Raw genomic sequence first — 26,778 nt, 5'->3', positions numbered from 1 at the left:
GGGCCTGGGCGGGCGCACCTGATGGTGGCGCTGCGCTCGGCGCGCGTGAAGGGCGCGAAGGCCCGGCTGTTCGTCGGCGTGGGGCTGGTGGCTGGCTCCAACGCGGACTCGGAGTGGCGGGAGACGGAGATGAAGAGCCTGGCCATGTTGCGGGCCTTGGGAGGCGGGGATGTCGTCCGACGCTAACCTCAACGTGCTGTGGGCGCGCGCGTTGCTGGAAGAGCTCGTGCGCGGTGGTGTTCGCCACGCGGTGGTGTGCCCGGGTTCCCGGTCATCGCCCCTGGCCCTGGCCTGCGCCGGGACGGAGGGGCTGCGCACGTGGTCCGTCATCGACGAGCGCAGCGCGGGCTTCTTCGCCCTGGGGCTCGCGAAGCAGTCGCGCGCGCCGGCGGTGGTGGTGGCCACCAGCGGCACCGCGGGCGCGCACTTCTTCCCGGCGGTCATCGAGGCCGCGCTGTCGCAGGTTCCCCTGGTGGTGCTGACGGCGGACCGGCCCCTGGAGCTTCAGGGCTGGGGCGCGCCGCAGACGGTGCCGCAGGCGCGCTTCTTCGGAGAGCACGCCCGCTTCTACGCGGACCTGGGGCAGCCGGAGGCGCATGACGCGGCGTTGATCCACCTGCGCGCCACCGCTGCGCGCGCGGTCGTCAGCGCGTGGCGCGCGCCGCGTGGCGCCGTGCAGCTCAACGTCCCGTTCCGCGAGCCGCTGGCCCCCATCGCCGAGCCCTTCGCCGAGGCGTCCCTGAGCGCGCTCGCGAAGTCAGGCCGCGCTGGTGCGCCGCTGACGCGCATCGTCCCGCCGGAGCCGGTGCCGGACGCGGCCACCCTGGACGAGGTTCGTCGCCGGATTGCCGCGACCCCTCGCGGCGTCATCGTGTGTGGCCCGCGCGATGAAACGGATGGCTTCGCGGCGGCCATCAGCGCGCTGTCGCAGGCCACGGGCTACCCCGTGCTGGCCGAGTCCACCTCGCAGGCGCGGTATGGCGGCGGCCCGCTCACGCTGTCCTATTACGACGCGATGTTGCGGCACGCGCCGTTCGCGAAGGCGCACCGTCCGGAGCTCGTGCTGCGCTTCGGTGGAGGGCTCACGCCGAAGGCGCCGCAGCAGTGGCTGGACGGCTCTGGCGCGGACATCGTCCTCTTCAGCGACGGGGGCGGGCTGTTCGACCCGGCGCACCGTGCGTCCACGGTGGTGGAGGGCTCGGCGGTGGCGGCCTGTGAGGCCCTGACGCGAGGGCTCGCGCGCGGCGTGGGACCGTGGGCGCGAGGCTTCCTGGCCGCGGAGCAGCGGGTACACACGGCGCTGGAGGCCGCGTTCGCGGAGCAGGCCGACATGCTCTCCGAGCCACGCATCGCTCGCGAGGTGGTGGCGGCGCTTCCCGCGGGCGCGCCGCTCTTCGTGTCCAGCAGCATGCCCATCCGCGACCTGGACGCCTTCGCCCCGGCGGGTGCGGTGCCGCTGCGGGTGCTGGCCAACCGGGGGGCCAACGGGATTGACGGCATCGTCTCCAGCGCGCTCGGCATGGCGGCGGCGGCGGGCCGACCCGCGGTGCTGCTCACGGGGGACCTGGCGTTGCTGCATGACGTGGGGGCCTTCGTCACCGCGTCGCGCACGCGGGTGCCGCTCACGGTGGTGGCGGTGAACAACGACGGGGGCGGCATCTTCTCGTTCCTCCCCATCGCCCAGGCCGCGCCTCGGGACACGTTCGAGACGCTCTTCGGTACGCCGCACGGAGTGGACCTGTCCCACGCGGCGGCGCTGGGCGGGGCCCGGTTCCATCGGCCGCGGACGCCCGTCGCGCTCAGGTCGGCCGTGCGCGAGGGCCTGGAGGGCGGGCTCCACCTGGTGGAAGTGCGCGTGGACCGCACCGCGAATGTGGATGAGCACCGGCGGCTGTTCGCTCGAATGGCGGCCTCACTGGGAGAAGGACCATGGGCGTGAAGCTGGCTTACGAGACGTGGGGTGAGGGCTCCCGTCCGCTCGTGTTGCTGCACGGCTTCACTGGCAGCCGCAGGGCCTTCGACGGGCTGCGTCCGCTCCTGGGCCGCGACCTGCGCGCGGTGGCGGTGGACCTTCCTGGCCATGGGGCCACGCCGCTGCCGGACCAGCGGGGGCGTGAGGCCTTCGTGGAGACGGTGGACGCGCTCGTCGCGCTGGTGGACTCGCTGGGCCTGGGGCCCGTGGATCTGCTGGGCTACTCGCAAGGGGCTCGCGTGGCGCTGGCGGCGGCGGTGCGCGCGCCGGACCGCTTCGGCCGGCTCATCATGGAGAGTGGTTCGCCCGGGCTGCACCGGCGCCAGGAGCGCGCGGCCCGGCGGGAGGCGGACGGACAGCTTGTGGCCTTCATCCGTTCGCGAGGCGTGGACGCCTTCGTGGAGCGCTGGGAGCAACTGCCGCTGTTCGACGGCCTGCGCCAGCTTCCGCGGGAGCGCAAGGACGCGCTGCGCTCCCAGCGCCGCGCCTGCACGGCGGAGGGGCTCGCGGGCGCGCTGGAGTGCCTGGGCCTGGGCGTTCAGCCGGACTTCTGGCCCGAGCTGCACGCCCAGCGGCTGCCCACGCTGCTGCTGACGGGCGCGTTGGATGCGAAGTTCACCCAGCTTGCCCGCCGCATGGCCACGGAGCTGCCGGTCGTCTGGCGCCACGCCTTCGAGGGCTGTGGCCACGCGCCGCACCTGGAAGCGCCGGAGGCGTATGCCCGTGAAGTCCTCGGGTTCCTCCAGACGCCCTGGTACGAGGCCCCGCAGTTCGACAGCCCCGTGGCCGTGAGCGAGGGACGGGTGACGTCGTGAGCACGTCGGTTCCGGCGTCGGGCCCGCTGTCGGTGAAGCCCCGTCCAGGGGTGAAGCACTGGGTGATGGCGGCGCGTCCCAAGACGCTGACGGCGGCGCTGGCGCCGGTGTTGGTGGGCACGGGGCTCGCGTTCGGCTCGGGCGTGGGGCGCCTGCTGCCCGCGCTGGCGGCGCTGCTGGGCGCGGTGCTCATCCAGATTGGCACCAACTTCATCAACGACTACTACGACTTCAAGAAGGGCGCCGACACACACGAGCGGCTGGGCCCTCAGCGCGTGACGCAGAGTGGCCTCATCGCGCCGGGCACCGTGCTGGCGGGTGCGGGCGTGTGCTTCGCGCTGGCCACGGCGGTGGGCCTGTACCTGGTGGCGGTGGGCGGCTGGCCCATCATCGCCATTGGCCTGGCGTCGCTGCTGTGCGGCTACGCGTACACGGGCGGCCCCTTCCCCCTGGGCTACAACGGCTTGGGAGACGTGTTCGTCTTCATCTTCTTCGGCCTGGTGGCGGTGACGGGGACCTACTACGTGCAGGCGGGGACGGTGGACCCGGCGGCGTGGTGGGCGGCGGTGCCCGTGGGCGCCAGCGGCACCATGCTCATCGTCGTCAACAACCTGCGCGACGTGACGACGGACGTGAAGGCCGGCAAGCGCACCCTGGCGGTCCGCTTCGGCACGGGCGTGGGGAAGGCGGAGTATCTCCTCCTGCTGGTGCTGTCGTACGCCACGCCCTTCGCGATGTACGCCCTGAAGCTGGCCAGCCCCTGGGTGTTCCTGTCCCTGCTGAGCCTGCCCCTGGCGGTTTCCCCGCTGCGGCGGGTGCTGAAGCAGGAGGGGGCGGCGTTGAATCCGGCCCTGGGGTCCACGGCCAGACTGCAGCTCGTGTTTGGCGTGCTGTTCGCGTTGGGCCTCTACCTGCGATGATGTGAGACCATGCGGATTGCCCAGGTTTCGCTCATTCCCCTCCGGTTGGAGCTGCGCCAGCCCCTGAAGACCTCTCAAGGGGTGCACGCGGCGCGAGAAGGCTTCCTCATCCGCCTCGTCGACGAGGAGGGGCGCGAGGGCCTGGGCGAGGCGATGCCGCTACCGGCGTTCGGCACCGAGTCGCTCGAGGACTGCGGCGTGACGCTGAACGCCTGGCTGTCCGAGCTGAAGGGCCAGTTCCTGGGTGACTCGGTCCGGGCCATCGAGGACACGTTGTCGCCGTTTCCCCCCGCCGTGGCGCGAGGCGACGGCGTGCGCATCCGGGCACGGCAGGTGACGCCAGCGGGCCCCATGCCGGCCGCGGAGCACGCGCTGGAGCTGGCGCTGCTGGACCTGCTCGCGCAACGCCAGGGTGTGCCGCTGTGCTGGCTGCTGGCGGAGGAGGCTCGGACGGAGGTGGCGGTGAACGCGCTGCTGGGCGCCGACACCCCTGAGGCCCTGGCGGAAGAGGCCCGTCATGCCGTGGCCGAGGGCTTCGGGACCTTGAAGTTGAAGGTCGCCGGCCGTCCGCTGGACGCCGACGAGGCGCGCGTGAAGGCCGTGCGCGACGCGGTGGGGCCGGACGTGAAGCTCCGCCTGGACGCGAACGGCGGCTGGTCCGAGCCCGACGCGAAGCGCGCCTTGGACCGGCTGGGCTGGTATGGCCTGGAGCTGGTGGAGCAGCCCACGCCGCCGGAGGACCTCGCGGCGCTCTGGCGCGTTCAGCGCCGCGCCCCATGCCCGGTGGCCGCGGACGAGTCCCTGGCTTCTCCCGATGCGCTCCGGGCCTTGCTGACGGTGGACCCGTTGCTGGGCGGTGGGCCAGCGGTGGGCGCGGTGGTGCTGAAGCCCATGGTGCTGGGCGGGCTGTTGCCGTGCCTCGTCGTCGCGATGCGCGCGGCGCGGCTCGGGATGCAGGCCTATGTCACCAGCTCCATGGATGGCGTGGTCGCTCGGGCTGGCGCGGCACACCTCGCGGCGGCGCTGCCCTCCGGCGCGCTGGCCTCCGGGCTCGCGGTGGGGCGCTTGCTGGTGAAGGAGCCAGAAGGACACCCGTACCATCCGCGGCGAGGCGTCATCTCCCTGTCGAGCGCCCCGGGGCTCGGTCTGAGCTCCCTGTCCTGGGTGTGACGGCCAAAGAAGCCCCAAGGTGACGGAATGCCGGTCCTGGTGTGTCCCATTCGAGAAGGCGCCCGCCGTCATCCCGAGGCGGAGGCCCTGACGTTCGCGGGCCGCTCCTGGTCCTACGGCGCGCTGGATGCGGAAGTCGCCCGGTGGGTGGCCGCACTCCAGGCGGAGGGTGTTGGAGCTTCGGACCGGGTGGCCTCGCTGGCGACGAACCACGCCGCCTCCGTGTGTCTCTTCTGGGCGCTGGGCCGGCTGCGCGCGGTGCTGGCGCCGCTCAATGCCCGGCTCACGGCCGCGGAGCTGGCGCCCATGGTGGAGGACCTCCAGCCCCGCCTGACGCTGGCGCTGGGCGCCCTGGTGGAGCGACTCCCGGGGGCGCGGCCACTCGAGTCCTTCGCGGAGGCCGCCTCCACGGACGCTTCGACGTGTCAGTCCCTGGAGTCCTCATCACCCCGGGTCGTGCTCTTCACCAGCGGGACGACGGGCCGGCCCAAGGGGGCCGTGCTGACGGAGGGCAACTTCCGGGCGTCTTCACGGGCGTCCACGGCCAACCTGGGGGCGCATCCAGCCCCGCGTTGGCTGGGCACGCTGCCGCTCTTCCATGTGGGGGGCATCGCCATGCTCACCCGCACCGCCTACGAGGGGGGCTGCCTCGTCCTGCACGAGCGCTTCGACGCCGATGCGGCCAACCAGGCCATCGACGGGGAGGGCGTGTCCCATGTGAGTCTCGTCGCCACGACGCTGGAGCGGGTGCTCGACGCGCGGGGGGGGCGGCGCATGCCGGACTCCTTCGCCCTGGCCTTGATAGGCGGAGGTCCGGTGCCCGTGCCGCTCCTCGCGCGGGCGAGCGCCGCGGGCCTGCGCGCCCTTCAGACTTACGGCCTGACGGAGGCCTGCTCACAGGTGACGACCGAGCGCCCGGACGAGGCGGACGGCCGCACCGCCGGCGTCCCGTTGCCGGGTGTCGAGGTGCGCATCGTCGGCGTGGGGGGCGAAGTCCTCGGCCCAGGGGAGGAGGGCGACATCGAGGTGCGCGCGCCCACCGTGATGGCCGGGTACTGGCGGCGTCCGGAGGCCACGCTGGAGGCGGTTCGGGACGGCTGGCTGCGCACGAAGGACGTGGGAGTGCTGGATGGGCGGGGACGGCTCACCGTGCTGTCTCGCCGCACGGACCTCATCGTCCGGGGTGGGGAGAACATCTACCCGGCGGAGGTGGAAGCGGTGCTTGTCAATCACGCCGCGGTACAGGAAGCCGCCGTGGTGGGCTTCCCGGACGGCCGCTGGGGCGAAGTGCCCGTGGCCTACATCGCGCCGCGCCCGGGACAGCCGCAACCCGGGGAAGAGGCACTGGCGGCGTGGTGCCGTCAGTCCCTGGCGGGCTTCAAGACGCCCGCGCGTTTCGTCTGGGTGGACGCGCTGCCTCGCAACGCCATGGGGAAGGTCGAGCGCACCGTCCTGAGCCGGCACGCCCGACGCTGACCCACGGAGCTCAGCACTCCGAGACGGGGTGGCCCCAGGGATTGGTCCGAGGGAACTGCCGCAGGACGGTGCTCAGTCGGCAGGTGGCCGACACGGTGGTGGCCGCCCCGGACCGACGGGAGGCCGACGCGCCCCGATGTTCGAAGGTGCCCAGTCGGGCCGCCTGCATCGCCAGTTGCTTTTCGACCTCCGGGGACCAACAGGAGAACTCAAGCCATTCCATGTGCGTGCTCCTTCGCGCCGCAGTGTTCGGACACATCCGACCTTTTCAAGTCACGAAAATCACGACGCCGCGCGTTGAAGCTGGCAATCAGTGGCGATTTCCCGACAAGGGTCGTCGTCTCAACCCGGAGACATGGTCGCCATCTTTCAAAAGCCACTCCGGGCTGTCGTATTCCCGCGTGACTGCCTGCCCTCCGAGGAGGGGCCCGCATTTCCTGCGCGGACCTGGGACGCGTGGACAGTCTTGCGCCATCCGCGCCGGGAACCCCTCGCCATTGCTGATGCGGCTGCAACCTTTCACTCCCAAGGTCAAAACTCAAACATGCAAGGATTTCCACGCCCGTCGTTGAAGAGTTGAAGAGACACCGCACGAGGGATTTTGATATCGAAACGCCTCAACGGCAGCTCAGCACGTGTTCTCGCAACGGGAGGGAGAGATGGCTCCGGAGTCCGTTGATGTCATCATCGTGGGCAGTGGTCCGGTGGGAGCGATGGCGGCGAACCTCCTGGGGCAGCAGGGGATTCGGACGCTGGTGGTGGAGCGTGAAGTCACGCCTCATGGCCAGTCCCGCGCCATCAGCGTGGATGACGAGGGCCAGCGCATCTTCCAGTCCACGGGGCTGGTGGGCGACCTGGGCGCGGGCTTCTATCCGTGCAAGCGGCTGCAGTACCTGAATGACTCGCTGCGCTCGCTGGCGGAGGTGGACTTCACGCGGTTGGACCGGCCGTTCGGCTACGTGCCCGCGGCCTTCTTCCAGCAGCCGCGCATGGAATCGGCGCTTCGCCAGGGGCTGAAGCGCTTCCCGCATGTGGACCTGTGGCTGGGCCACGAGGTGGAGTCCTTCGTCCAGGACGAAGAGGGCGTCACCGCCCGCGTGAAGGAGGTCGCGGGGGAGCGAGCCGTCAACGTGCGCGCGCGCTTCCTGCTCGCGTGCGACGGCTCGCACAGCTCCATCCGCCGGCGACTGGGCCTGACGCTCGTGGGGACGACGGCGCTGGAGCACTCGCTGGCCATCACCGTGAAGACGTCCTCACCCGAACCGGACTTCACCAGCTACCTGTGTGGCCCCGTGCGCCGGGGCTTCATCGCGCGCACCGCGCCGAACGAGATTCGCTTCGACATCATCCTGGAGCCGGATGCGGACCTGCAGGCGGCGCGCTCGCCCGAAAACGTGCGGCGGCTGATTGGCTACTACCTGGACCCGGATTCGGTGGAGCTCGAATCCGTCAAGATCTTCTCGTACCACAGCCGCATGTCCGCGCAGTGGCGGGTAGGCCGCGTGTTCCTCCTGGGCGACGCGGCGCACCTGATGCCGCCGTTCCTGGGGCAGGGGCTCTGCGCGGGTCTCCGGGACGCGGCGAACCTGACCTGGAAGCTGGGGATGGTGCTCACGGGCGCGGCGGATGCGTCGCTGCTGGACACCTACGAGGAAGAGCGGCGTGGCCACGTGTCGGAGGTGATTCGCGGCTCGGACGCCATGGGCCGGGTGATGATGTCGGGCGGGCGGGTGATGGCTCGCGTCCGCAACGCGCTCATCCAGGTGATGTACCGGCTGCCGGTGATGGGTGACTTCATCCGCGACTACAAGGTGAAGCCGGAGATGCCGCTGCGCCGGGGCTTCATGCATGGCGCCCAACGCGAGAAGGGAGACGTGCCGGAGGGCTCCTACTTCCCGCAGCCGCGCGTGGAGCGGCCCGACGGGGAGACGGCGCTGCTGGATGACTGCCTGGGCGAGGGGTTCGTGGTGCTCACGCGCCCAGGCGCCTCCCAGGAAGCGCAGCGCGAGGCACGGGCCCTGGCGGACGAGCTCGGGGCCCGCTGGTGGCGGGTGGCCGCCGCCGACCGCGCGGGGACCGGCGGGGCGGACACGCTGGTGGACCTGGACGGCCGCCTGGGCGCCTGGTTCGCGCGGTACGCGGCCGACCTCGTGGTGCTCCGGCCGGACCGCTACGTGTTCGGTATCGCGGGAGGCGGCAAGCGGGGCCACCTCCTGGGCTCGCTCAAGGGCCGCGTCCGCCCTCCCTCGCGTCCGAAAGGCGCGGAGGTCCGGCGGGCGGGCTGAGGCGCGCGGCAACGGGAAGACAACAGGCGCCCGGGCCGGGGCGCCACACGACCGTGACGTGGGGGGCGCGGGGAGGCTCAGGCCGCGGCGGCGGACTGGACCAGCTTCCCGGCACGCTCCACGCAGTCGCCCATGAAGCGCAGATAGATGTCGAGCGCGCTGGCGCCCGTCTTGGCGATGATGGGCGCCTTGTCCGGCACCTGGGCCAGGAGCTTGTCGAGCATCACCTCGTTGAGCGCGGTGTGACCCACGTCAATCTCCGTGTGATCCTTGAGGAAGGACATGCCCTGGAGGATCTCCTCGCCACAGACCTTCTTGGCCTGCTCGATAATCACGGGGCCGAGCACCGTCGACAGGCCCTCGATCTCGTACTCGATGGCCACCTGCGCGGCGGGCATCTCGCCGGTGATGGTGTTCTCGTGAATCTCCCGGTACTCCTTCATCGCCTGCGTGGGCGGCTGGGCCAGGAGCTCCTCGACGTTCAGCTTGGGGCTGCGGCGCTCGTTCCAGCGGGCCACCAGGTGCTTGGTGTCCTCGACCATCATCAGGTGGTGGCCGGCCTCGTGCTTGGCGTGGGCGATGAGCTTCTGGCCCACGTCGTCCAGGCCCACCTTCACGGTGGCCTCACCGGCGCGGCGAATCCACCCGTCCACCGGCTCCGTCATGTAGACGCCCAGCGAGTTCCAGGTGATGAGGAAGGCCTCGAAGAGCGCGGGGTCCGCCTTGTCGTCCAGCAGCACCTTCAGCCTGGGGTCCGTCTTGATGCGCTCACGGACGGCGGTCAGGTTGGGCGTGTACAGCTCCTCCACGAGTGGCTTGCTCATGTTCGTTATCCCTGGCGAGAGTTGGGGGCGCTTCGGCGCCCGATGGACACTTCACTGATGTGTTCGAGGTAGTCGGGGATCAACTTCGCGGAGATGATCCACATGTACGGGTCCGGACCTGCATGAATCCCGGCGTCCTGTACGTACTGCCCACCGTCGTCCTCACAGAGATAGTGGAACGAGCGGCGGTGGCGGGCGGCGTACCAACGGCGTGCCGCATCCACCAAGGCGACGTAGGTGGACGGCCCCGCGTCGCTCAGGGGGAACAGCCGTGCCATGTCGAGCAGGCTGTAGAGATTGGTGCCCGGCTGGCCCAGCTCCAGGACGGCGGCGCCCAGGGCCACGCCATTGCGGCGCGCGATGAGGACTTCGCGCTCGCGCTCCAAACCGAAGGTGTTCCACTGGCCCTGGACCGCGCGCATGTCGATGCGGTCGCGCGTGAAGTCGAGCGCCTCCACGTAGCAGGACGGGCGCGAGTGGGCGATGTGGTCCGTCAACAGCGTCAGCTCGGCGGAGGTGGCGGGGCTGATGGTGATGCCCTCGTGCAGCCGGCCCGTCTGCTCGTGCGTGTAGACGTCCATCATGTGGATCTTGCGCGTGAAGGCCAGCTCCGGGTTCGCCGCCATGTGCCGCTCGCCGTAGCGGACGTGCGCGCGCGCGATCCAGGGGTTGAGGCCCTCCACGTAGGCCACGGCCCAGCGGAAGTCGGGGTCGCTCTGCGGGTGCTCGAAGCAGCGCACGTACAGGTCGTGCATGATGCGGCCCGGCTCCAGCCCCTTGAGGGCGGGCTTGCCCGGGCGCTTGGCCACCTGGTGTCCCATCCAGGTGTGCCGGTACGACTTCATGATGGACAGCGTCGCCTCGGGGCCGCGCTCGGAAGGCCACACGGCCTGGCAGAAGAGCTGCGGCACTTCCGCGGCGCGCTTGGCCATGTGGCTGAAGGCCTGCTTCAGTGCGTCGAATTCCTGAGAGGATTTGTTCGCCAGGCTGAAGAAGCCAGACAGCGTGAAGACATCCCAGAGCCCCTCTTCCTGCACGTCACTGGTGCAGGTGTTGGGGTTGGTCGTCTGGGAGACGAAGCGCACCCAGCGCGCCTCGTCGGAAGAGTAGGGTGACACGCTCAAGCCACACAGCACGGTGCCGTCGGCGCGCGCGCTGGTGACGTAGCGGATTTCACCGCGCAGGCTGATGGACTGGCCGTCCGGCGTGTGGAGCTCGAGCAGGGGCGGCAGCAGCCCCGGGAACAGCAGGTCCTCCGGGCGGCAGCGGATGCACATGCCGGAGAAGGACAGGTCCATCGCCGCGCGCTCCATCTCCCCCTGCTCGCGCCACAGCGGGTGGTGGAAGGTGACGCGCACTCCCTCGGGCGCGGGCGTGCGGCGGTGCCAACGGTGACGGATGCGGAAGAGGACGTCGGGCAGCGGCGACGTGAAGCGCTGGCCGTCCGGCGCTCCCACCTCCAGGCGCATGCGGTACGCGCTGTTGTGGCCGATGACGTCGATGTCGTAGGGCGCCTCACCCCAGTCTGTCACCGGGTCCTCGGCGTGCCACTCCAACTGCTCCGTCTCCGCGTTGTAGCGCTCCAGCACCAGGCGGACGGTGCGGCCCATGCGGCGCAGCACACCCTTGTTGCCGGCGGTGCTGATGGCCACCAGGATGGCGCGGATGCGCTCGGACTCGTCGATGGTGTCCTGCACCGGAAGGGCAGACGCGGCCGGCACCGCGACGCCCCGCTTCAGCGCATCCGCCAGCAGCGCCAGGATTTGACGGCCCTGCTCCAGCGAGACGTTCACCAGCTGCAGCCCCACCGGGGACCCGGCCGTGTCCGCGTCCGTGCGGATGAAGGCGCCCCGGATGGGGCCCAGCGTCACGCCACGGCCGGACAGATAGACAGGCAGGCCGCGCGCGTCGGAGGTGTCCACCTCACCCGTGGGCATCACCCACACCACGGTGGGGCTCAGCCGCGTCACCACGCCCATGGCGCCGTCCGGCGTACCCACGGAGCAGGTGATGGCATCCGCGCCCGTCCCGTGCAGGGAGTAGCCCGAATCATCCAGCGCGGCCTCGGCGGGCGGCAGCGGAATCACGTTGAACAGCGCGTCACGACTGCGGAACTCGACCGACCGACGGTCGGAGAGCGGGTTTCCCCCTTCCATGAACAGGCGCCCCCTTCTCCGGTGCTGAGGAACCCCAGATGCAGTCGTCGAAAGTGCAAGCACGGTTGTTCCTCCTCGCTCCAGCGGTGCTGCGTTAGGCGGCGAATCGCTATAGGTCCGCATCATACGGATTTCCGAGGAACAGTCAAATCGGATTTGTGCAGTCAGGCTGTTTTCTGGCTGGCGGAATGGACGTCCGTGGGTCGTAGGTGACAGCACCTACTTCCAAGTCTTACGAAGCGATTCACCGCGACGGCACACTCATACGGCGAAGATGCTGCGCGGCTGTAATGTCATAAGTCTGGCAGGCTGTGCGTACTTTCTCGTAGTGAAATGGCGTTCGTCAGACCGGCTCGTTAGAGTTCCCTCAGTACAGCGAGCGGGAGGTGTGAGGGATGAGTGCTGTCGTGAACGCTGTGGGAGGGACGCAGGCCTCGGAGCAACGCCAGGCGCCTGTTCACGGCCGTGCCACGGGCCTGATGCCGGTGGACTCGCCAGACGTACTCCGAGTGGATGTCACGGAGGTCGTTGGCGGCGCGGTGGAACTCCTCTCAGCCACGCGCCGCTTGCGAGGAGTCCAGGTTTCGCTGGAGCTTCCTGAGGATCCGGTCCCCGCTAATGTCAGTCACCGGCGGCTGCAGCAGGTGCTGCTGTTGTTGTTGGCGCACGCCGCGGATGCCTCGAACGGGCAGGGCGTTCGTGTGGTGGTGGACTCCGCGGACGACTTCGGGGACCTGCCGCCTCGCTTCCAGGTCCAGGTCGCGGGGGCGTCGCTGTCCGCGCGGGAGCTCCAGGCCGTCTTCCTGTCGCCCATGCTGGTGGGGCCCCTGCACCGCAAGCTGGCCCGGGCCCGTGAGCTGACGGAGTCCATGGGGGGCACCTTGGAGGTGGCCAGCAGCGCGGTCGCCGGCATCACCGTGACGGTGGAGCTGCCCGCGCCGGGGATGTCCAGCTGGTAGTCCGGGCGGGCCGTCATGCCCGCCGCTGATCCACTGAAGAGGTAGAGGAGGGCGGGCCACCAGTGCCTGGCCCTCCTTTTTCGTTGCGCCGCCGGGAGTGCCGGCCGTGTCGTTTCGTGCACGTGCGGGGACGGGCCGTTATTCCGCGCCCGGCCGCTGGCTCCGATAAGTCGTTCCGCGTCGGCCCGTGGCCAAACTCCTTGACGTCGCGGGGCGGGTTCTCGACTATCCCGCGCCGATTCTTACACGGTCACACCTTCTCAGGAGCACATCCATGGCGCCCCCGTCATCCGGAGAGAAGATCTCCCTGCAGAGCGGCAAGCTGTCCGTCCCGGACAACCCGATCATCCCCTTCATCGAGGGAGACGGCACCGGCCGCGATATCTGGCGTGCGTCCCAGGCGGTGTTCGACGCCGCGGTGGAGAAGGCCTACAAGGGCAAGAAGAAGATCGCCTGGTACGAAGTCCTGGCCGGCGAGAAGTCCTTCAAGGCGGTCAACAGCTGGCTGCCCGAAGAGACGGTCGAGGCGTTCCGCACCTATCTGGTGGGCATCAAGGGCCCCCTGACGACGCCGGTGGGCGGCGGCATCCGTTCGCTGAACGTGGCCCTGCGGCAGATGCTGGACCTGTACGTCTGCCTGCGTCCCGTGCGCTACTTCAAGGGCGTTCCCAGCCCCGTGAAGACGCCGGAGAAGGTCAACATGACCATCTTCCGTGAGAACACGGAAGACATCTACGCGGGCATCGAGTTCGAGGCCGGCACGGCCGCCGCGGAGAAGTTCCTGGGCATCCTGAAGCAGGAGTTCCCGAAGGAGTTCGGGAAGATCCGCTTCCCGGCCGACGTGGGCCTGGGCGTCAAGCCGGTGTCCCACGAGGGCAGCGACCGGCTGATCCGCGCCGCCATCCAGTACGCCGTGGACCACAAGCGCAAGAGCGTCACGCTGGTCCACAAGGGCAACATCATGAAGTTCACCGAGGGCGCCTTCCGCAAGTGGGGCTACGAGCTGGCCGCCCGGGAGTTCGGTGACAAGGTCTACACCTGGGACCAGTGGGAGGCCACCAAGGCCGCCAAGGGCGAGGACGCCGCCAACGCGGAGCAGAAGGCCGCGCTGGCCGCCGGGAAGATCCTGATCAAGGACTCCATCGCGGACATCACCCTTCAGCAGGTCCTCACCCGTCCGGACGAGTTCGACGTCATCGCCACGCTGAACCTCAACGGCGACTACCTGTCGGACGCGCTGGCGGCGCAGGTGGGCGGCATCGGCATCGCGCCGGGCGGCAACATCAACTACGTCACGGGCCACGCGGTGTTCGAGGCCACGCACGGCACGGCGCCCAAGTACGCGGATCAGGACAAGGTGAACCCGGGCTCGGTCATCCTCTCCGGTGAGATGATGTTCCGGCACCTGGGCTGGCACGAGGCGGCCGACCTGATGATCCAGGGCATGGACCGCGCCATCGCCAGCAAGACGGTGACCTACGACTTCGCCCGCCTGATGAAGCAGGAAGGGCAGAGCGGCGTCTCCGAGGTCAAGTGCTCCGAGTTCGGGCAGGCCATCATCAAGAACATGTAGTCCCCTCTGGGGACCCAGGAGAGGCGAATCCATGGCTCAGAATGGCAAGAAGAAGATCGGCCTCATCGGCGGCGGTCAGATCGGCGGCAACCTGGCGCTGCTCGCCGTGCAGAAGTCGCTCGGTGACGTGGTCCTGTACGACATCCCGGCGGCCGAGGGGCTGGTCAAGGGCAAGGCGCTGGACATCAACCAGCTGGCCGCGGTCGACGGCTACGACTGCCGCGTGAAGGGCACCACCGACTGGAAGGACGTGGCGGGCTCGGACGTGATCATCATCACGGCCGGCATGCCGCGCAAGCCGGGCATGTCCCGCGAGGACCTGCTTGAGATCAACCTGAAGATCATGACGGACGTGGCGGGCAACATCAAGCAGCACGCCCCGGGCGCCTTCGTCATCAACGTGGCCAACCCGCTGGACGCGATGGTGTTCGCGCTCCACAAGATCTCGGGTCTGCCCAAGCACATGGTCGCGGGCATGGCGGGCGTGCTGGACACCAGCCGCTTCAAGTGCTTCGTCGCCGAGGCGCTCGGCTCGTCCATCCGCGACGTGGAGGCCCTGGTGCTGGGCGGCCACGGCGACGACATGGTCCCGCTCGTCCGCCACAGCACGGTGGGCGGCGTGCCCCTGACGCAGCTGATCGCGAAGGACAAGCTGGACGCCATCATCAAGCGCACCCGTGAGGGCGGCGCGGAGCTGGTGGGCCTGTACAAGACGGGCAGCGCCTACTTCGGTCCCGCCGCTTCCGCCATCGCCATGGCGGAGAGCTTCCTGCAGGACCGCAAGCGCGTGCTGCCGGCCGCCGCCCTGCTGGAGGGCCAGTACGGCATCAGCGGCTACTTCTTCGGCGTCCCCGTGCAGATCGGCGCGGGCGGCGTGGAGAAGATCCACACCGTCGAGCTGAACGACGGTGAGAAGGCCGAGCTGGAGAAGTCCTTCCAGTCGGTCAAGAAGACGGTCGACTCCGTCAAGCTGTAGTCGCTGGACGGCCACGTGCGGCCCGCTGGGGAGACCCGGCGGGCCCTGTGTCTGATGCCGTGGATGACGCGGGCTAATTGCCCCGGACGCCATGATTGCAGCGCGTTTTCACCAAGTTAACTAGCCTGTAGAACTCGCACGGGACGTCCGGGCCCTGGCGCGCCACCTGGCGGGCCGGCTCAACCGAGCAGTGTCCGGCGTCCGGCAGTCAAGGAGACGATGATGGCAGCAGCAGCGCGGTTCACGGTGGTGGGCGGCGGTCTCGCCGGGCTGATGACGACGATCAAGCTCGCTGAGGCGGGCCACCAGGTGGATGTGCTCTCGCTCGTCCCGGTGAAGCGTTCCCACTCCGTCTGTGCCCAGGGTGGCATCAACGGCGCGGTGAACACCAAGGGCGAGGGTGACCACCCGGACATCCACGTGAAGGACACGCTGCGCGGCGGCGACTTCCTCGCGGAGCAGGTCTCCGTGAAGGGCATGTGTCATGCCGCGCCCGGCATCATCTACCTGTTGGACCGCATGGGCGTGACGTTCAACCGCACCCCGGAAGGTCTGCTGGACTTCCGCCGCTTCGGCGGCACGCTGCACCACCGCACGGCCTTCGCCGGCGCCACCACCGGCCAGCAGCTGCTCTACGCGCTGGACGAGCAGGTCCGCCGTTATGAGGCCGAGGGCAAGGTCACCAAGTACGAGTACTGGGAGTGGCTCGGCACGGTGAAGGACGACAGCGGGCGCTGCATCGGCAGCGTGGCGGTCGACCTGCGCACCATGGAGATCCGCACCTTCCCGGCGGAGGCCGTCTGCCTGGCCACGGGCGGCCCTGGCATCGTCTTCGGGCGCTCCACCAACTCCATCATCAACACCGGCACCGCCGCGGGCCGCGCCTACATGGAGGGCGCGCGCTACGCCAACGGTGAGTTCATCCAGGTGCACCCCACGTCGATTCCGGGCGAGGACAAGCTGCGCCTGATGAGCGAGTCGGTGCGCGGCGAGGGCGGCCGCGTCTGGGTGCCCCGCAAGAAGGGCGACACGCGGGCGCCGCAGCAGATCCCGGAGGCGGAGCGCTGGTACTTCCTGGAAGAGAAGTACCCCAAGTACAAGAACCTGGTGCCGCGCGACGTGGCCACCCGCGAGATCTTCATGGTCTGCCGCGAGCTGGGCATGGGCATCAACGGCCGGGACGGCGTGTACCTGGACGTCACGCACATCCCCGCGGCGGTGCTCGACGCCAAGATCAAGGGCGTCATGGAGATCTACGAGAAGTTCGTCGGTGACGACCCGCGCAAGGTGCCCATGGTCATCTTCCCGGGCATGCACTACTCCATGGGCGGCCTGTACGTGAACTTCGAGGCCGACGCGAAGACGCTGACGCCGGCCGAGGGCAGCCCCAAGAACCAGTCCACGACCATCCCCGGCCTCTACGCCGCGGGCGAGGCGGACTACGCCTTCCACGGCGCGAACCGCCTGGGCGCCAACTCGCTGCTGTCGTGCATCTACTCCGGGATGATCGGCGGCCCGGCCATGGCGTCCTTCGCCAAGAGCCAGGGCACCAGCGCCGCGGCGATGCCGGAGAAGCACTTCCAGGCCGCGAAGCAGTACTGGCAGGACCGGTTCGCCACCATGATCAAGATGAGCGGCACGGAGAACCCGTACGGGCTCGCCAAGGAGCTGGGCGACACCATGACGGAGAACTGCACCGTCGTGCGCTACAACGACCGTCTGAAGAAGACGATTGAGAAGATCCGCGAGCTCCAGGAGCGCTGGAACAACGTCAACGTGCTGGACACGGGCAACGTGGCCAACCGCGCGCTGTCGTACACCAACCAGCTGTGGAACATGTTCGAGCTGGGTGAGGTCATCGCCACCAGCGCGCTGCTCCGCGACGAGAGCCGCGGCGCCCACTACAAGCCGGACTTCTCGCTGCCCGAGCCGAAGACGAAGGACCCGACGCAGGATCCGGAGTGGATGAGCCTGTGGCGCGCGCGCCACGAGAAGTGGGCGAAGACGACCGTCGCGACGTACAGCGAGGCCGGCCCGAAGATCCACTACGAGGACATCCCCACGCCCGTGCTGGACCCCGAGCCGCGCTGGTACGCCTGAGACGGGAACCATTCAACTGATTTGGAAGTGAAGGGTCGAGCCACATGGACACTGCACAGGCATCCGCTGTCACCACCAAGACCATCACCTTCCGCATCTGGCGGCAGGATGATCCCGCGAAGCCAGGCCACTTCGATGAGTTCAAGGTCCCCTATGTGAAGGGCGCCAACGTCATCTCGTGCCTGATGGAGATCCAGCGCAACCCCGTCACCGTGGAGGGCAAGCGCGTCGCCCCGGTGATCTGGGACGCCGCGTGCCTGGAGGAGATCTGCGGCAGCTGCGCCATGAACATCAACGGCCGCGTGCGCATGGCCTGCTCGGCGCTGATCGACAAGCTGGAGCAGCCGATCACGCTGGAGCCCATGAGCAAGTTCCCCGTGGTGAGGGACCTCACGGTGAACCGCGACCGCATGTTCGACGCGCTCAAGCGCATCAAGGGCTGGGTGCCCATCGACGGGACGCACAACCTGGGGCCGGGCCAGCGCCAGTCGCCCGTGGACCAGTCGGTGATGTACGTGCTGTCCACGTGCATCACCTGCGGCAGCTGCCTGGAGGCGTGCCCCCAGGTGACGCAGGAGAACGACTTCGTGGGCGCGGCGGCCATCAGCCAGGCCCGCCTGTTCAACATGAACCCCACGGGCAAGATGAACTCCGAGGAGCGCGTGCGCTCGCTCATGGGGCCCGGCGGCGTGCAGGACTGCGGCAAGGCGCAGAACTGCGTGAAGGTCTGCCCGAAGGAGATTCCGCTCGTCACGTCCATCGCGGTGATGAACCGCGAGGTGACCAAGCTCACCATCAAGGACATCTTCTTCCAGGACGAGTCCCCCAAGGGCCACGGCGGCGGTCCGGGGTAGGGCGCTCGCCCGCGACTTCCTGGCCTTCGCTGGCTTCAAGCGGCCCCGGGCCGGCGTCCACCTGAGGCGCCGGGCGGGGCCGTCGCCGTTGGGCCAGCCGCGGTGAAGGAAGGCTCATCTTCGCGGACATCCCTGATTATCTGCCATGCACCCTGTCGGACGGTGCAGGTGCACCGGGGTCAAACGGTCTTGCACTCCGTCCCTTTCTGCGCAATGAGGGCCCGGCGCTGACGCCTCTGTTCAGGCTGTCTCCCTCGTCTCCACCGGAGCCTCGATGAAGATCCACGAGTACCAGGGCAAGGAAATCTTCCGGAAGTACGGCGTGCCCACGCCGAAGGGCATCCTCGCCGTTTCCGCCAATGACGCGGAGGCCGCCGCGAAGGAGCTCGGCACCTCCGTGGTCGTCGTGAAGGCCCAGATCCACGCGGGTGGCCGCGGCAAGGGCGGCGGCGTGAAGCTGGCCAAGAGCCCCGCGGAAGCCAAGGAGCTGGCCAAGCAGATGCTTGGCATGAAGCTCAAGACCATCCAGACGGGGCCGGAAGGCCAGACGGTCCACAAGGTCTACATCGAAGAAGGCCTGGCCATTGGCCAGGAGCTGTACCTGGGCGTGACACTGGACCGCGCCACCAGCCGCATCACCTTCATGGCCTCTCGCGAGGGCGGCGTGGAGATTGAAGAGGTGGCGGAGAAGCACCCGGAGAAGATCCTCCGCGAGTCGGTGGACCCGGCCGTGGGCTTCCAGGACTTCCAGGGCCGCAAGCTGGCCTTCGGGCTGGGCCTGTCGGGCCCCACGGTGAACAAGTTCGCGCAGTTCTGCTCGGCGCTGTACCGGATGTTCATCGACACGGACGCCTCGCTCGTGGAGATCAACCCGCTGGTCATCCTGAAGGATGGCGGCGTGGTGGCGCTCGACGCGAAGGTGACCTTCGACGAGAACGCGCTCTACCGGCACAAGGACCTGCTGGAGTACCGCGACCTGGCCGAAGAGGAGCCCCGTGAGATCCAGGCCAAGGAGTGGGACCTGGCCTACATCGCGCTGGACGGCAACATCGGCTGCATGGTGAACGGCGCGGGCCTGGCCATGGCCACCATGGACACCATCAAGCTGGTGGGCGGCAGCCCGGCCAACTTCCTGGACGTGGGCGGCGGCGCCAACAAGGAGAAGGTCACCGCGGCCTTCAAGCTCATCCTGGCGGACCCGGCCGTGAAGGCGGTGCTGGTCAACATCTTCGGCGGCATCATGAAGTGCGACGTCATCGCCGAGGGCATCATCGCCGCGGCGAAGGAGGTCCAGCTCAAGGTCCCGCTCGTGGTGCGGCTGGAAGGCACCAACGTGGAGAAGGGCAAGGAGCTGCTGAGCAACTCCGGCCTCGCCATCACCCCGGCGGACAACCTGCGTCAGGCGGCGGAGAAGGCCGTCGCCGCGGCGAAGTAGTCCCGCGCACCCTTTCCTGAAAGAACGCCATGGCCATCCTCGTCAACGAAAACACGAAGGTCCTCTGCCAGGGCATCACCGGCTCGGCGGGTTCGTTCCACGCGAAGCAGATGCTCGAGTACGGCACGAAGCTCGTCGCCGGTGTGACTCCGGGCAAGGGCGGCACCACCTTCGAGGGCAAGGTCCCCGTGTTCAACACGGTGGCCGAGGCAGTGAAGGCGACGGGCGCGAACACGTCCGTGGTCTTCGTGCCGCCGCCCTTCGCCGCTGACTCCATCATGGAGGCCGCGGACGCGGGCGTGTCCCTCATCATCGCCATCACCGAGGGCATCCCCGTCAACGACATGGTGCGCGCCAAGCGCTACCTGCAGGGCAAGCCTGGCGTCCGCCTGGTGGGCCCCAACTGCCCGGGCGTCATCACCCCTGGCGCGCAGTGCAAGATCGGCATCATGCCGGGCCACATCCACAAGCCGGGCCGCATCGGCGTGGTGTCGCGCTCCGGGACGCTGACCTACGAGGCCGTGCACCAGCTCACCCAACTGGGCCTGGGCCAGTCCACCGCCGTGGGCATCGGCGGTGACCCGGTCAACGGCACGGACTTCGTGGACGTGCTGAAGCTCTTCAACGCGGACCCGGACACCGACGCCGTCATCATGATTGGCGAAATCGGCGGTGACGCCGAGGAGCAGGGCGCCGAGTACGTCGCGCGCGAGTTCACCAAGCCGATCGCCGGGTTCATCGCGGGCCAGTCCGCGCCCCCGGGCAAGCGCATGGGCCACGCTGGCGCCATCATCTCCGGCGGCAAGGGCACGGCGACCGAGAAGATCAAGGCCATGGAGGCCGCGGGCATCCTGATGGCCGCCAGCCCCGCCGAGCTGGGCACCACCCTTCAGGAGGCCCTCAAGCGGGGCGCTCCGAAGAAGCGCTAAACCCCAACGGAAACACGAGAAGGAGCCAGTCACATGGCTATCGAGCGTACGCTGTCCATCATCAAGCCGGACGGCCTGGAGAAGGGCGTCATCGGGAAGATCATCAGCCGCTTCGAGGAGAAGGGGCTGAAGCCGGTCGCCATCCGCCTGCAGCAGCTGTCCCAGGCGCAGGCCGAGGGCTTCTACGCGGTCCACAAGGCCCGGCCCTTCTTCAAGGACCTGGTGCAGTTCATGATCTCCGGCCCGGTGGTCCTGATGGTGCTGGAAGGTGAGAACGCGGTCCTGGGCAACCGGGACATCATGGGCGCCACCAACCCCGCGCAGGCGGCCGAGGGCACCATCCGCAAGGACTTCGCCACCAGCATCGACAAGAACACGGTGCACGGCTCCGACAGCCTGGAGAACGCGAAGATTGAAATCGCGTACTTCTTCCGGGAGACGGAGATCCACGCCTACCCGTACCAGAAGTAGCCAGCCGGCCCCCTGGCGGGGCCGCCGTCCCAGGCCCGGTGTCCGTGCTCCAGAAGGCGCGGGCCCGGGCCGCTGTTCTTTCTTTCAGGAGACACAGCCGGGGAGTGTCCATGGGGCGGGCAGGGGAGCATGGGCTCCTTTGACTTGCCGTGCCCAGATGTGGGAAGGGACGCCCCTGGGCCCACCGTTAAGGGCAACGACGATGTCAGAGACCTCCGCCACTTCCCTGCCAGTCACCGAGCCGCTGCCGGCTCCCGCGCCCGCCAGGCTGGTGGACGTGGCCAGCCTGTCGTTGGAGGCGCTGTCGCGCTTCGTCACCGAGGAGCTGGGTGAGCGCGCCTTCCGCGCCCCGCAGCTCTACCGCTGGCTGCACCAGCGCGGCGCCACCTCGTTCGACGAGATGACGGACCTCTCCAAGGCCCTGCGCGAGAAGCTCAAGGCACAGGCGGAGATCGTCCCCCTGGTGAAGGACTGCGAGCTGCGCAGCACGGACGGCACCATCAAGTACCGGTGGAAGACGCGGGACGGGCGCTACATCGAATCCGTCTACATGCCCACCGAGGACCGCCGGACGTTGTGTGTGTCCACCCAGGTGGGCTGCGCCATGGCCTGCGGCTTCTGCATGACGGGCACCATGGGGCTCAAGCGCAACCTGACCCCCAGCGAGATTGTCGCCCAGGTCCACGCGGTGAACCGCGAGGTCCGCAAGAACGAGGGCCACGAGACGCTGCGCCCACTCTCCAACCTGGTGTTCATGGGGATGGGCGAGCCGCTCCACAACTTCGAGAACCTCAAGACGGCGCTCGCCATCCTTCAGTCCGGGGATGGACCCAACTTCAGCCACCGGCACATCACCGTCTCCACCGTGGGGCTGGTGCCGATGATTGAGCGCTTCGGCAAGGAGACGGACGTCAAGCTGGCCATCTCCCTCAACGCCAGCACCGACGAGCAGCGCAGCAAGACGATGCCCGTCAACCGCAAGTGGAACATCGCGGCCCTGCTGGACGCCTGCCGGAAGTTTCCGCTGCGTCAGGGCCGCCGCATCACCTTCGAGTACGTCCTCATCAAGGGCTTCAACGACGCGGACGAGGACGCGCACCGGCTCATCGACCTGCTCAAGGGCATCCCGGTGAAGGTGAACCTGATCCCCTACAACGAGAATCCCGGCCTGGGGTTCCACACCACTGGCGAGGAGCGCGCGGAGGAATTCCGCGCCATCCTCGCGGACGGCCATGTCGCCGCCTACATCCGCAGGAACCGGGGCCGGGACATCGCCGGCGCCTGCGGGCAGCTCGCCAATCGCGGCGAGACACCAGTCGGGGCCGAGAGTACGACATAAGGTCCCGAGCTTCCTTGACAATCCAGCGGGAGCGGCGTTAAGAGCGCCACCCCTTTCCTAAGACGTATCCTGTTCGTTGGAGAGCATTCAATGGCCGTAGTCCTCCGTCTTGCCCGCGCGGGCGTCAAGAAGAAGCCGTACTACCACGTGGTCGCCACCGATTCCCGCAACCCCCGGGACGGCAAGTTCATCGAGGCCGTGGGCGCGTACGATCCGAACCTGGAGCCGCCGAAGGTGGAGTTCAACGAGGAGCGCCTCAACTACTGGCTGAAGACTGGCGCGACGCCGTCTGAGACTGTCGCGGACCTGATCAAGGTCGCCGGCAAGGCCAAGCCCGCTCCCGCGGTCTGAGCCACGCCCGCGTGGACGTGGAGCAGCTACTCAACTATCTGGCGCGGGCCCTGGTCGATCATCCTGACCAGGTCAGCCTGCGCATTTCCGAAGCGGAAGGGGCCCGGCTCTTCGAGCTGAAGGTCTCCGCCGAGGACGTCGGCAAGGTCATTGGCCGTGACGGGCGCACTGTGAATGCCCTCCGGACGCTGCTCAATGCCGCCGCACAGAAGTCCGGGCAGAAGGTCCGCCTGGAGATTCTCGACGACCGGCGCAATGCGGCAGGCGCTCCGGTCGCGCCGGATTCCACGCAGTGACGGCCAGTCCCCTCCTGGAGTTGGGCTACGTCTCGCGCGCTCACGGGCTGCGGGGCGAGGTCGCCATTCGCGCGTTGGATCCGGCGTCGGAGACGCTCGACACCGTCGACCGCATCTGGGTGCGGACGCGCGCCGGTGTGGAGCGGGAGATGCGGCTGGAGTCGCTCCGGCCCACGCCCAAGGAGGACATCGTGGTCCTGGAGGGCGTGGCGTCGCGGATCGACGCGGAGGCGCTCGTGGGCTCCAAGGTGTTCGTCTTCCGCGAGGACCTGGAGCCTCCCGCGGAGGGTGAGTTCTTCCAGGGTGACCTGGTGGGGCTCGACGCCGTGGACGCCAACGGGAACGCGCTGGGCCGGGTGGAGGAGATCTGGGCCACCGGCGAGGTCCCCAACCTGGTCATTCGCGCCTCCGGGCGCGAGGAGCTGGTGGTGCCCTTCGCGGACGAGTTCGTCCCCTCCGTGGACCTCGAGGCGCGGCGCATCGTCATCCATCCGCCGGAGTACGTGGATTCGGGACGCAAGGGCGACGAGTCGGGTGGAGGCCCGGAGGACGCGGAATGAGCCCACCGTATCCGGTGGAGATCCTCACGCTGTTCCCCAGCATGGTGTCCGGTTACCTGGGGGCCAGCATCCTCGGGAAGGCCCAGGAGAAGGGCCTGCTGGTCACCACCATCACCGACATCCGCGAGTACGCCGAGGGCAGGCATCGCGTCACCGACGACGCGCCCTACGGCGGCGGCGCCGGCATGGTGATGAAGCCGGAGCCCCTGGTCGCCGCGATTGAGGCGGCCAGGGCGCGGCAGCCAGGCGCCCGGGTGCTGCTCATGAGCCCCCGAGGGCCCACCTTCACCCAGGCCACGGCGCGTGAGCTGGTCCGTCACGAGGCGGGCCTCATCCTGGTCTGCGGCCGCTACGAGGGCGTGGACGAGCGGGTGATGGCGCACCTCGACGGGGAGCTGTCCATGGGTGACTTCGTCCTCACCGGCGGCGAGCTGGCGGCCATGACGGTGGTGGACGCGGTGGCGCGGCTGGTGCCCGGGGTGCTGGGCAACGTGGACTCGTCCGTCACGGAGAGCTTCGAGGAAGGCCTGCTGGAGCATCCCCAGTACACCCGTCCGCCTGTCTTCCGGGGCGTCGAGGTGCCGGCCGCTCTTCAGTCCGGCGACCATGCCCGGATTGCCCGCTGGCGCCGCTGGAAGTCGTTGGTGCTCACCCAGGCGCGCCGCCCGGACCTGTATGCCGGCGTGGAGTTGTCGAAGGCCGACCAGAAACTGCTGGCCCGGCGGGAGGAAGAGCTGTAACCCTGAGCGTTGCTAGCGGGTTGGATCATCTGGGCTTGTCCGACACCGCGCTCTCTGTTAGTACGGCCCGCTCTTCACGCGACCATCGCGTCAGTTCAAGTTTTCCGGAGTTTGTCATGCGCAACGCCGCCATTCAGCACATCGAGGCCAAGTTCCTGCGCCAGGATGTCACCGTGTTCAACACCGGTGACTCCGTGCGCGTCCACTGGAAGGTCAAGGAGGGCGAGAAGGAGCGCGTGCAGGCGTTCGAGGGCATCGTCATCCGGAAGACCAAGGGCGCCCACCGCGCCACCTTCACGGTGCGCAAGCTCTCCTTCGGCGTCGGCGTGGAGCGCGTGTTCCCGCTGCACAGCCCCCGCTACGAGAAGATCGAGGTCCTGTCGCGCGGCAAGGTGAACCGCAAGCGCCTGTTCTACCTCCGTGAGCTCAAGGGCAAGGCGGCGCGCGTCGACGTCATCGAAGAGCCGAAGCCGGCCAAGAAGGCCGCCGCGGCCTCCTGAGCGCTTCCCGCGCCTGGGCAGTGAAAAGGAGCGTCCGATCCCGGACGCTCCTTTTTTCATTCGCGCTAACATGCGCGGGCCATGCAATTCGCCGAAGTCGCCGTCCAGAACGTCCGCGGTTTCTCCCCCGCCGGTCGCTTTGCCCTGAAGGCGGGGTACCTCGTCCTCAAGCCGCCCACGGCGGAGTCGAGCCCCCTGGCGGGCCTGTCCCTCGCGCTACTCTTCGCGGACGGGCGCGGTAGTGACGCCAGCTTCATTGCCGCCGGTGCGAAGTCGGGCAAGGCGGCCCTGACGTTCGTCGGAGTGGATGGGGTGACGTACCGCGTGCTGCGCGACCTGGGCGGCTCCGGGACGCTGCACCGGATGAACGCCACGACGCAGCAGCCGGAACTCGTCTCGTCGGACGCGTCGGAGATCAGCCAGTTCCTTCGCGGACAGGCGGGGCTGCCGCCGAAGACCACGTTCGAGCAGGTGTACTGCCTTCAGCCCGCGCAGCTCCCCTCGCGCCGCCCGAGGAGGCCCGTTGCCGCCGCGGCGAAGGTGGACCCGAAGACGTCCGGCAGGTACCCGTCGCTCGCGTCCGCGTCCACGGTGCTGCCCGCCGAAGACATCCCCGCCGCCGAGGCGAAGCTGCGCGCGCTGGAGCAGGAGCTGGTCGCCTCCACGGAGGTAGACAGCCTTCAATTCAAGGCGGACGGCGTGGCCTCCCAGCTCTTCGACGCCGAGCAGCGGCTGAAGGGCACCGAGGGGCTCAAGGTGGCCATCTCCGAGGCCGAGGCCGCCTGGCGCGCGGCGCCGACGCCCGAGTCCCTGGGGTTGCCCCAGGACATCGTGAATCGCCTGAAGCGCCACCCCAAGGTGCTTGCCCGGCGTGATGAGGCCCTGGCGCGCCTCAACGCGGACCGGGAGAACGAGGCGGAGGCGCGTCCCGCTACGGTGCCGCCCCTGACGCGGAACACGGGGTTCTGGGCTGGCCTGGGCGCGGGCGTGCTGTTCCTGGCGCTGGCCGTGGGCCTGGGCTTCGGTGTGGACCGGACCTTCCGCTATCTGGCGCTGCTGGACATCCCGGCCTTCGGCGTCGCCGCCTTCCTGGCGCTGCGCTACGTGGATGACTTGCAGAAGGCCACGCGTCACGGCAGCAAGGAGAACCGCTTCGACATCCGGGAGAAGAAGATCCTCGAGGAGTACGAGGCGGAGGCCGCGCCGCTGCGCATGGCGCAGAAGGCGCTCGACGTGGAGGAACTGGACGGCATCGCCCCGGCCCTGGAGCGCAAGGAGCTGCTGGGCGCGCGCGTCGCGGAGCTGCAGGACCAGTTGCAGACGATGGAGTCGGATCCGGACTATCTCGCGGCGGCAGCCCAGGTGCAGTCGCTGAAGGCGGAGGCGGAGGCGCTCAACGACGAGCTGACGCAGAAGGGCACCTACGTCCGCGACATGCGCGAGGTGGAGCGTGAGATGGGGCGGCTGAAGGAGTCCATTGCCCTGGCCAAGGCGCCTCCGCCACCGGCCGCGCCGGGCCCGGATGGTTTCGCGCCCGTGGAGACGCTGGAGGACCCGTCGCCCGTGCTGCTGTCCCAGGCGGCGGACGTGTTCACCACGGACCTCCTGTCCGCGCAGGCGATGCTGAAGGAGCGGTGCGTCCAGTACCTCACCGCGCTCACGGACCGGCGGTACCAGGGCATCGAGTGGGACCGCGAGGGCAAGGCCTTCGCACTGACGGCGGGCCGGCGGGTGCCGGTGGGCGAGCTCCCCGCGAAGGACCTGGACCTGTACTACCTGGCCCTGCGGCTGACGGTGGTGGAGAAGGCGAGCGCCCGCGTGAAGCGTCCCTTCCTGCTGGAGGACGTCTTCACGGGAATGGAGGAGGTGAAGCTGCCCCTCATCGCCCGGATGCTCAAGCACCTGGGCACGCTGACGCAGGTGCTGCACGTCACCTCGCACCCGGGCTTCGCGCAGATGTCGGACGGCCCCGTTAACGTCTGAGGCGACGTGGCGGGTTGCCTCCATTCGGAGGGCCGTCAGTGGAGGGGTGGATGCGACGGGCGGCGGCGGCTGAGCGGCGGGAGTACGGGAAGGC

General features: G+C 68.9%; 24 protein-coding genes. 22 read left to right on the top strand and 2 right to left on the bottom strand.

Going from position 1 to position 26,778, the window contains the following annotated elements; all coding sequences use genetic code 11:
- The 7 genes from HV824_RS25170 to HV824_RS25140 all read left to right on the top strand — a co-directional run.
- Positions 1–186 (top strand): chorismate-binding protein (locus tag HV824_RS25170; RefSeq protein WP_176424426.1); only part of this gene is annotated, 186 nt, incomplete at its 5' end.
- Positions 170–1,939 carry a 2-succinyl-5-enolpyruvyl-6-hydroxy-3-cyclohexene-1-carboxylic-acid synthase gene (gene menD / locus HV824_RS25165; protein ID WP_176415558.1) on the top strand — a complete coding sequence of 590 codons (1,770 nt, stop codon included), beginning with the start codon at positions 170–172 and terminating at the stop codon, positions 1,937–1,939. The genes HV824_RS25170 and menD, both read left to right, overlap by 17 nt.
- Positions 1,930–2,787 (top strand): 2-succinyl-6-hydroxy-2,4-cyclohexadiene-1-carboxylate synthase, encoded by an 858-nt coding sequence (gene menH / locus HV824_RS25160; RefSeq protein ID WP_176415559.1) that lies wholly within the window; start codon positions 1,930–1,932, stop codon positions 2,785–2,787. The genes menD and menH overlap by 10 nt, the downstream gene beginning before the upstream one ends.
- Positions 2,784–3,707 (top strand): 1,4-dihydroxy-2-naphthoate polyprenyltransferase, encoded by a 924-nt coding sequence (locus HV824_RS25155; RefSeq protein ID WP_176415560.1) that lies wholly within the window; start codon positions 2,784–2,786, stop codon positions 3,705–3,707. The genes menH and HV824_RS25155 overlap by 4 nt, the downstream gene beginning before the upstream one ends.
- 9 nt (positions 3,708–3,716) lie before the next feature.
- On the top strand, positions 3,717–4,877 hold the full coding sequence (gene menC, locus HV824_RS25150; RefSeq protein WP_176415561.1) for an o-succinylbenzoate synthase: 1,161 nt from the start codon (positions 3,717–3,719) through the stop codon (positions 4,875–4,877).
- Between the two features lie 27 nt (positions 4,878–4,904).
- Positions 4,905–6,353 carry an o-succinylbenzoate--CoA ligase gene (gene menE, locus HV824_RS25145; protein WP_176415562.1) on the top strand — a complete coding sequence of 483 codons (1,449 nt, stop codon included), beginning with the start codon at positions 4,905–4,907 and terminating at the stop codon, positions 6,351–6,353.
- 659 nt (positions 6,354–7,012) lie between these two features.
- Positions 7,013–8,638, top strand: a complete 1,626-nt coding sequence (locus HV824_RS25140) for a bifunctional 3-(3-hydroxy-phenyl)propionate/3-hydroxycinnamic acid hydroxylase (protein ID WP_176415563.1) — start codon at positions 7,013–7,015, stop codon at positions 8,636–8,638.
- A gap of 77 nt (positions 8,639–8,715) precedes the next feature.
- On the opposite strand, the gene HV824_RS25135 is transcribed toward HV824_RS25140, so the two are convergent.
- Together HV824_RS25135 and HV824_RS25130 are read right to left on the bottom strand one after the other, a co-directional pair.
- Positions 8,716–9,462 carry a hypothetical protein gene (locus HV824_RS25135; RefSeq protein WP_176424425.1) on the bottom strand — a complete coding sequence of 249 codons (747 nt, stop codon included), beginning with the start codon at positions 9,460–9,462 and terminating at the stop codon, positions 8,716–8,718.
- Between the two features lie 5 nt (positions 9,463–9,467).
- Complete coding sequence (locus HV824_RS25130) at positions 9,468–11,618, bottom strand: hypothetical protein (RefSeq protein WP_255208325.1); 2,151 nt, start codon at positions 11,616–11,618, stop codon at positions 9,468–9,470.
- A 407-nt stretch (positions 11,619–12,025) separates the two neighbouring features.
- Here HV824_RS25130 and HV824_RS25125 point away from each other — a divergent pair, with 407 nt between their 5' ends.
- The 15 genes from HV824_RS25125 (at position 12,026) to HV824_RS25055 (ending at position 26,684) form a co-directional block, all read left to right on the top strand.
- Positions 12,026–12,577: a HAMP domain-containing histidine kinase gene (locus HV824_RS25125; RefSeq protein ID WP_176415566.1), complete on the top strand. Its 552-nt coding sequence runs from the start codon at positions 12,026–12,028 to the stop codon at positions 12,575–12,577.
- A gap of 274 nt (positions 12,578–12,851) precedes the next feature.
- Positions 12,852–14,150: an NADP-dependent isocitrate dehydrogenase gene (gene icd / locus HV824_RS25120; protein WP_176415567.1), complete on the top strand. Its 1,299-nt coding sequence runs from the start codon at positions 12,852–12,854 to the stop codon at positions 14,148–14,150.
- A 31-nt stretch (positions 14,151–14,181) separates the two neighbouring features.
- The gene (mdh, locus tag HV824_RS25115) at positions 14,182–15,126 is read left to right on the top strand and encodes a malate dehydrogenase (RefSeq protein ID WP_176415568.1); all 945 of its coding nucleotides are present in this window, start codon (positions 14,182–14,184) and stop codon (positions 15,124–15,126) included.
- Positions 15,127–15,348: 222 nt separating this feature from the next.
- Positions 15,349–17,226: a succinate dehydrogenase flavoprotein subunit gene (gene sdhA / locus HV824_RS25110; RefSeq protein ID WP_176424427.1), complete on the top strand. Its 1,878-nt coding sequence runs from the start codon at positions 15,349–15,351 to the stop codon at positions 17,224–17,226.
- A gap of 44 nt (positions 17,227–17,270) precedes the next feature.
- The gene (sdhB, locus tag HV824_RS25105; RefSeq protein ID WP_176424424.1) at positions 17,271–18,080 is read left to right on the top strand and encodes a succinate dehydrogenase iron-sulfur subunit; all 810 of its coding nucleotides are present in this window, start codon (positions 17,271–17,273) and stop codon (positions 18,078–18,080) included.
- Positions 18,081–18,354: 274 nt separating this feature from the next.
- Positions 18,355–19,515 (top strand): ADP-forming succinate--CoA ligase subunit beta, encoded by a 1,161-nt coding sequence (gene sucC, locus HV824_RS25100; RefSeq protein WP_163782368.1) that lies wholly within the window; start codon positions 18,355–18,357, stop codon positions 19,513–19,515.
- A gap of 29 nt (positions 19,516–19,544) precedes the next feature.
- The gene (sucD, locus tag HV824_RS25095; RefSeq protein ID WP_163782367.1) at positions 19,545–20,444 is read left to right on the top strand and encodes a succinate--CoA ligase subunit alpha; all 900 of its coding nucleotides are present in this window, start codon (positions 19,545–19,547) and stop codon (positions 20,442–20,444) included.
- A gap of 33 nt (positions 20,445–20,477) precedes the next feature.
- Complete coding sequence (ndk, locus tag HV824_RS25090) at positions 20,478–20,915, top strand: nucleoside-diphosphate kinase (protein WP_140791557.1); 438 nt, start codon at positions 20,478–20,480, stop codon at positions 20,913–20,915.
- Between the two features lie 202 nt (positions 20,916–21,117).
- The gene (gene rlmN, locus HV824_RS25085) at positions 21,118–22,254 is read left to right on the top strand and encodes a 23S rRNA (adenine(2503)-C(2))-methyltransferase RlmN (protein ID WP_176415570.1); all 1,137 of its coding nucleotides are present in this window, start codon (positions 21,118–21,120) and stop codon (positions 22,252–22,254) included.
- Between the two features lie 90 nt (positions 22,255–22,344).
- Positions 22,345–22,605, top strand: coding sequence for a 30S ribosomal protein S16 (gene rpsP, locus HV824_RS25080; protein WP_176415571.1), 261 nt, complete (start codon positions 22,345–22,347; stop codon positions 22,603–22,605).
- An 11-nt stretch (positions 22,606–22,616) separates the two neighbouring features.
- A complete protein-coding gene (locus tag HV824_RS25075) occupies positions 22,617–22,901 on the top strand; it encodes a KH domain-containing protein (RefSeq protein ID WP_176415572.1) in 285 nt (94 codons plus the stop codon).
- On the top strand, positions 22,898–23,461 hold the full coding sequence (rimM, locus tag HV824_RS25070) for a ribosome maturation factor RimM (RefSeq protein WP_176415573.1): 564 nt from the start codon (positions 22,898–22,900) through the stop codon (positions 23,459–23,461). Before HV824_RS25075 ends, rimM begins: the two co-directional genes overlap by 4 nt.
- Positions 23,458–24,201 (top strand): tRNA (guanosine(37)-N1)-methyltransferase TrmD, encoded by a 744-nt coding sequence (gene trmD / locus HV824_RS25065; protein ID WP_176424423.1) that lies wholly within the window; start codon positions 23,458–23,460, stop codon positions 24,199–24,201. The genes rimM and trmD overlap by 4 nt, the downstream gene beginning before the upstream one ends.
- Before the next feature lie 116 nt (positions 24,202–24,317).
- On the top strand, positions 24,318–24,701 hold the full coding sequence (gene rplS, locus HV824_RS25060; protein WP_163782362.1) for a 50S ribosomal protein L19: 384 nt from the start codon (positions 24,318–24,320) through the stop codon (positions 24,699–24,701).
- Between the two features lie 81 nt (positions 24,702–24,782).
- On the top strand, positions 24,783–26,684 hold the full coding sequence (locus tag HV824_RS25055) for an ATP-binding protein (protein WP_176424422.1): 1,902 nt from the start codon (positions 24,783–24,785) through the stop codon (positions 26,682–26,684).
- Positions 26,685–26,778: the final 94 nt, after the last annotated feature.

This window comes from Myxococcus sp. AM009 (assembly GCF_013372605.1).
Classification (GTDB): domain Bacteria; phylum Myxococcota; class Myxococcia; order Myxococcales; family Myxococcaceae; genus Myxococcus; species Myxococcus vastator.
This window is presented reverse-complemented; position numbering and strand designations above follow the sequence as displayed.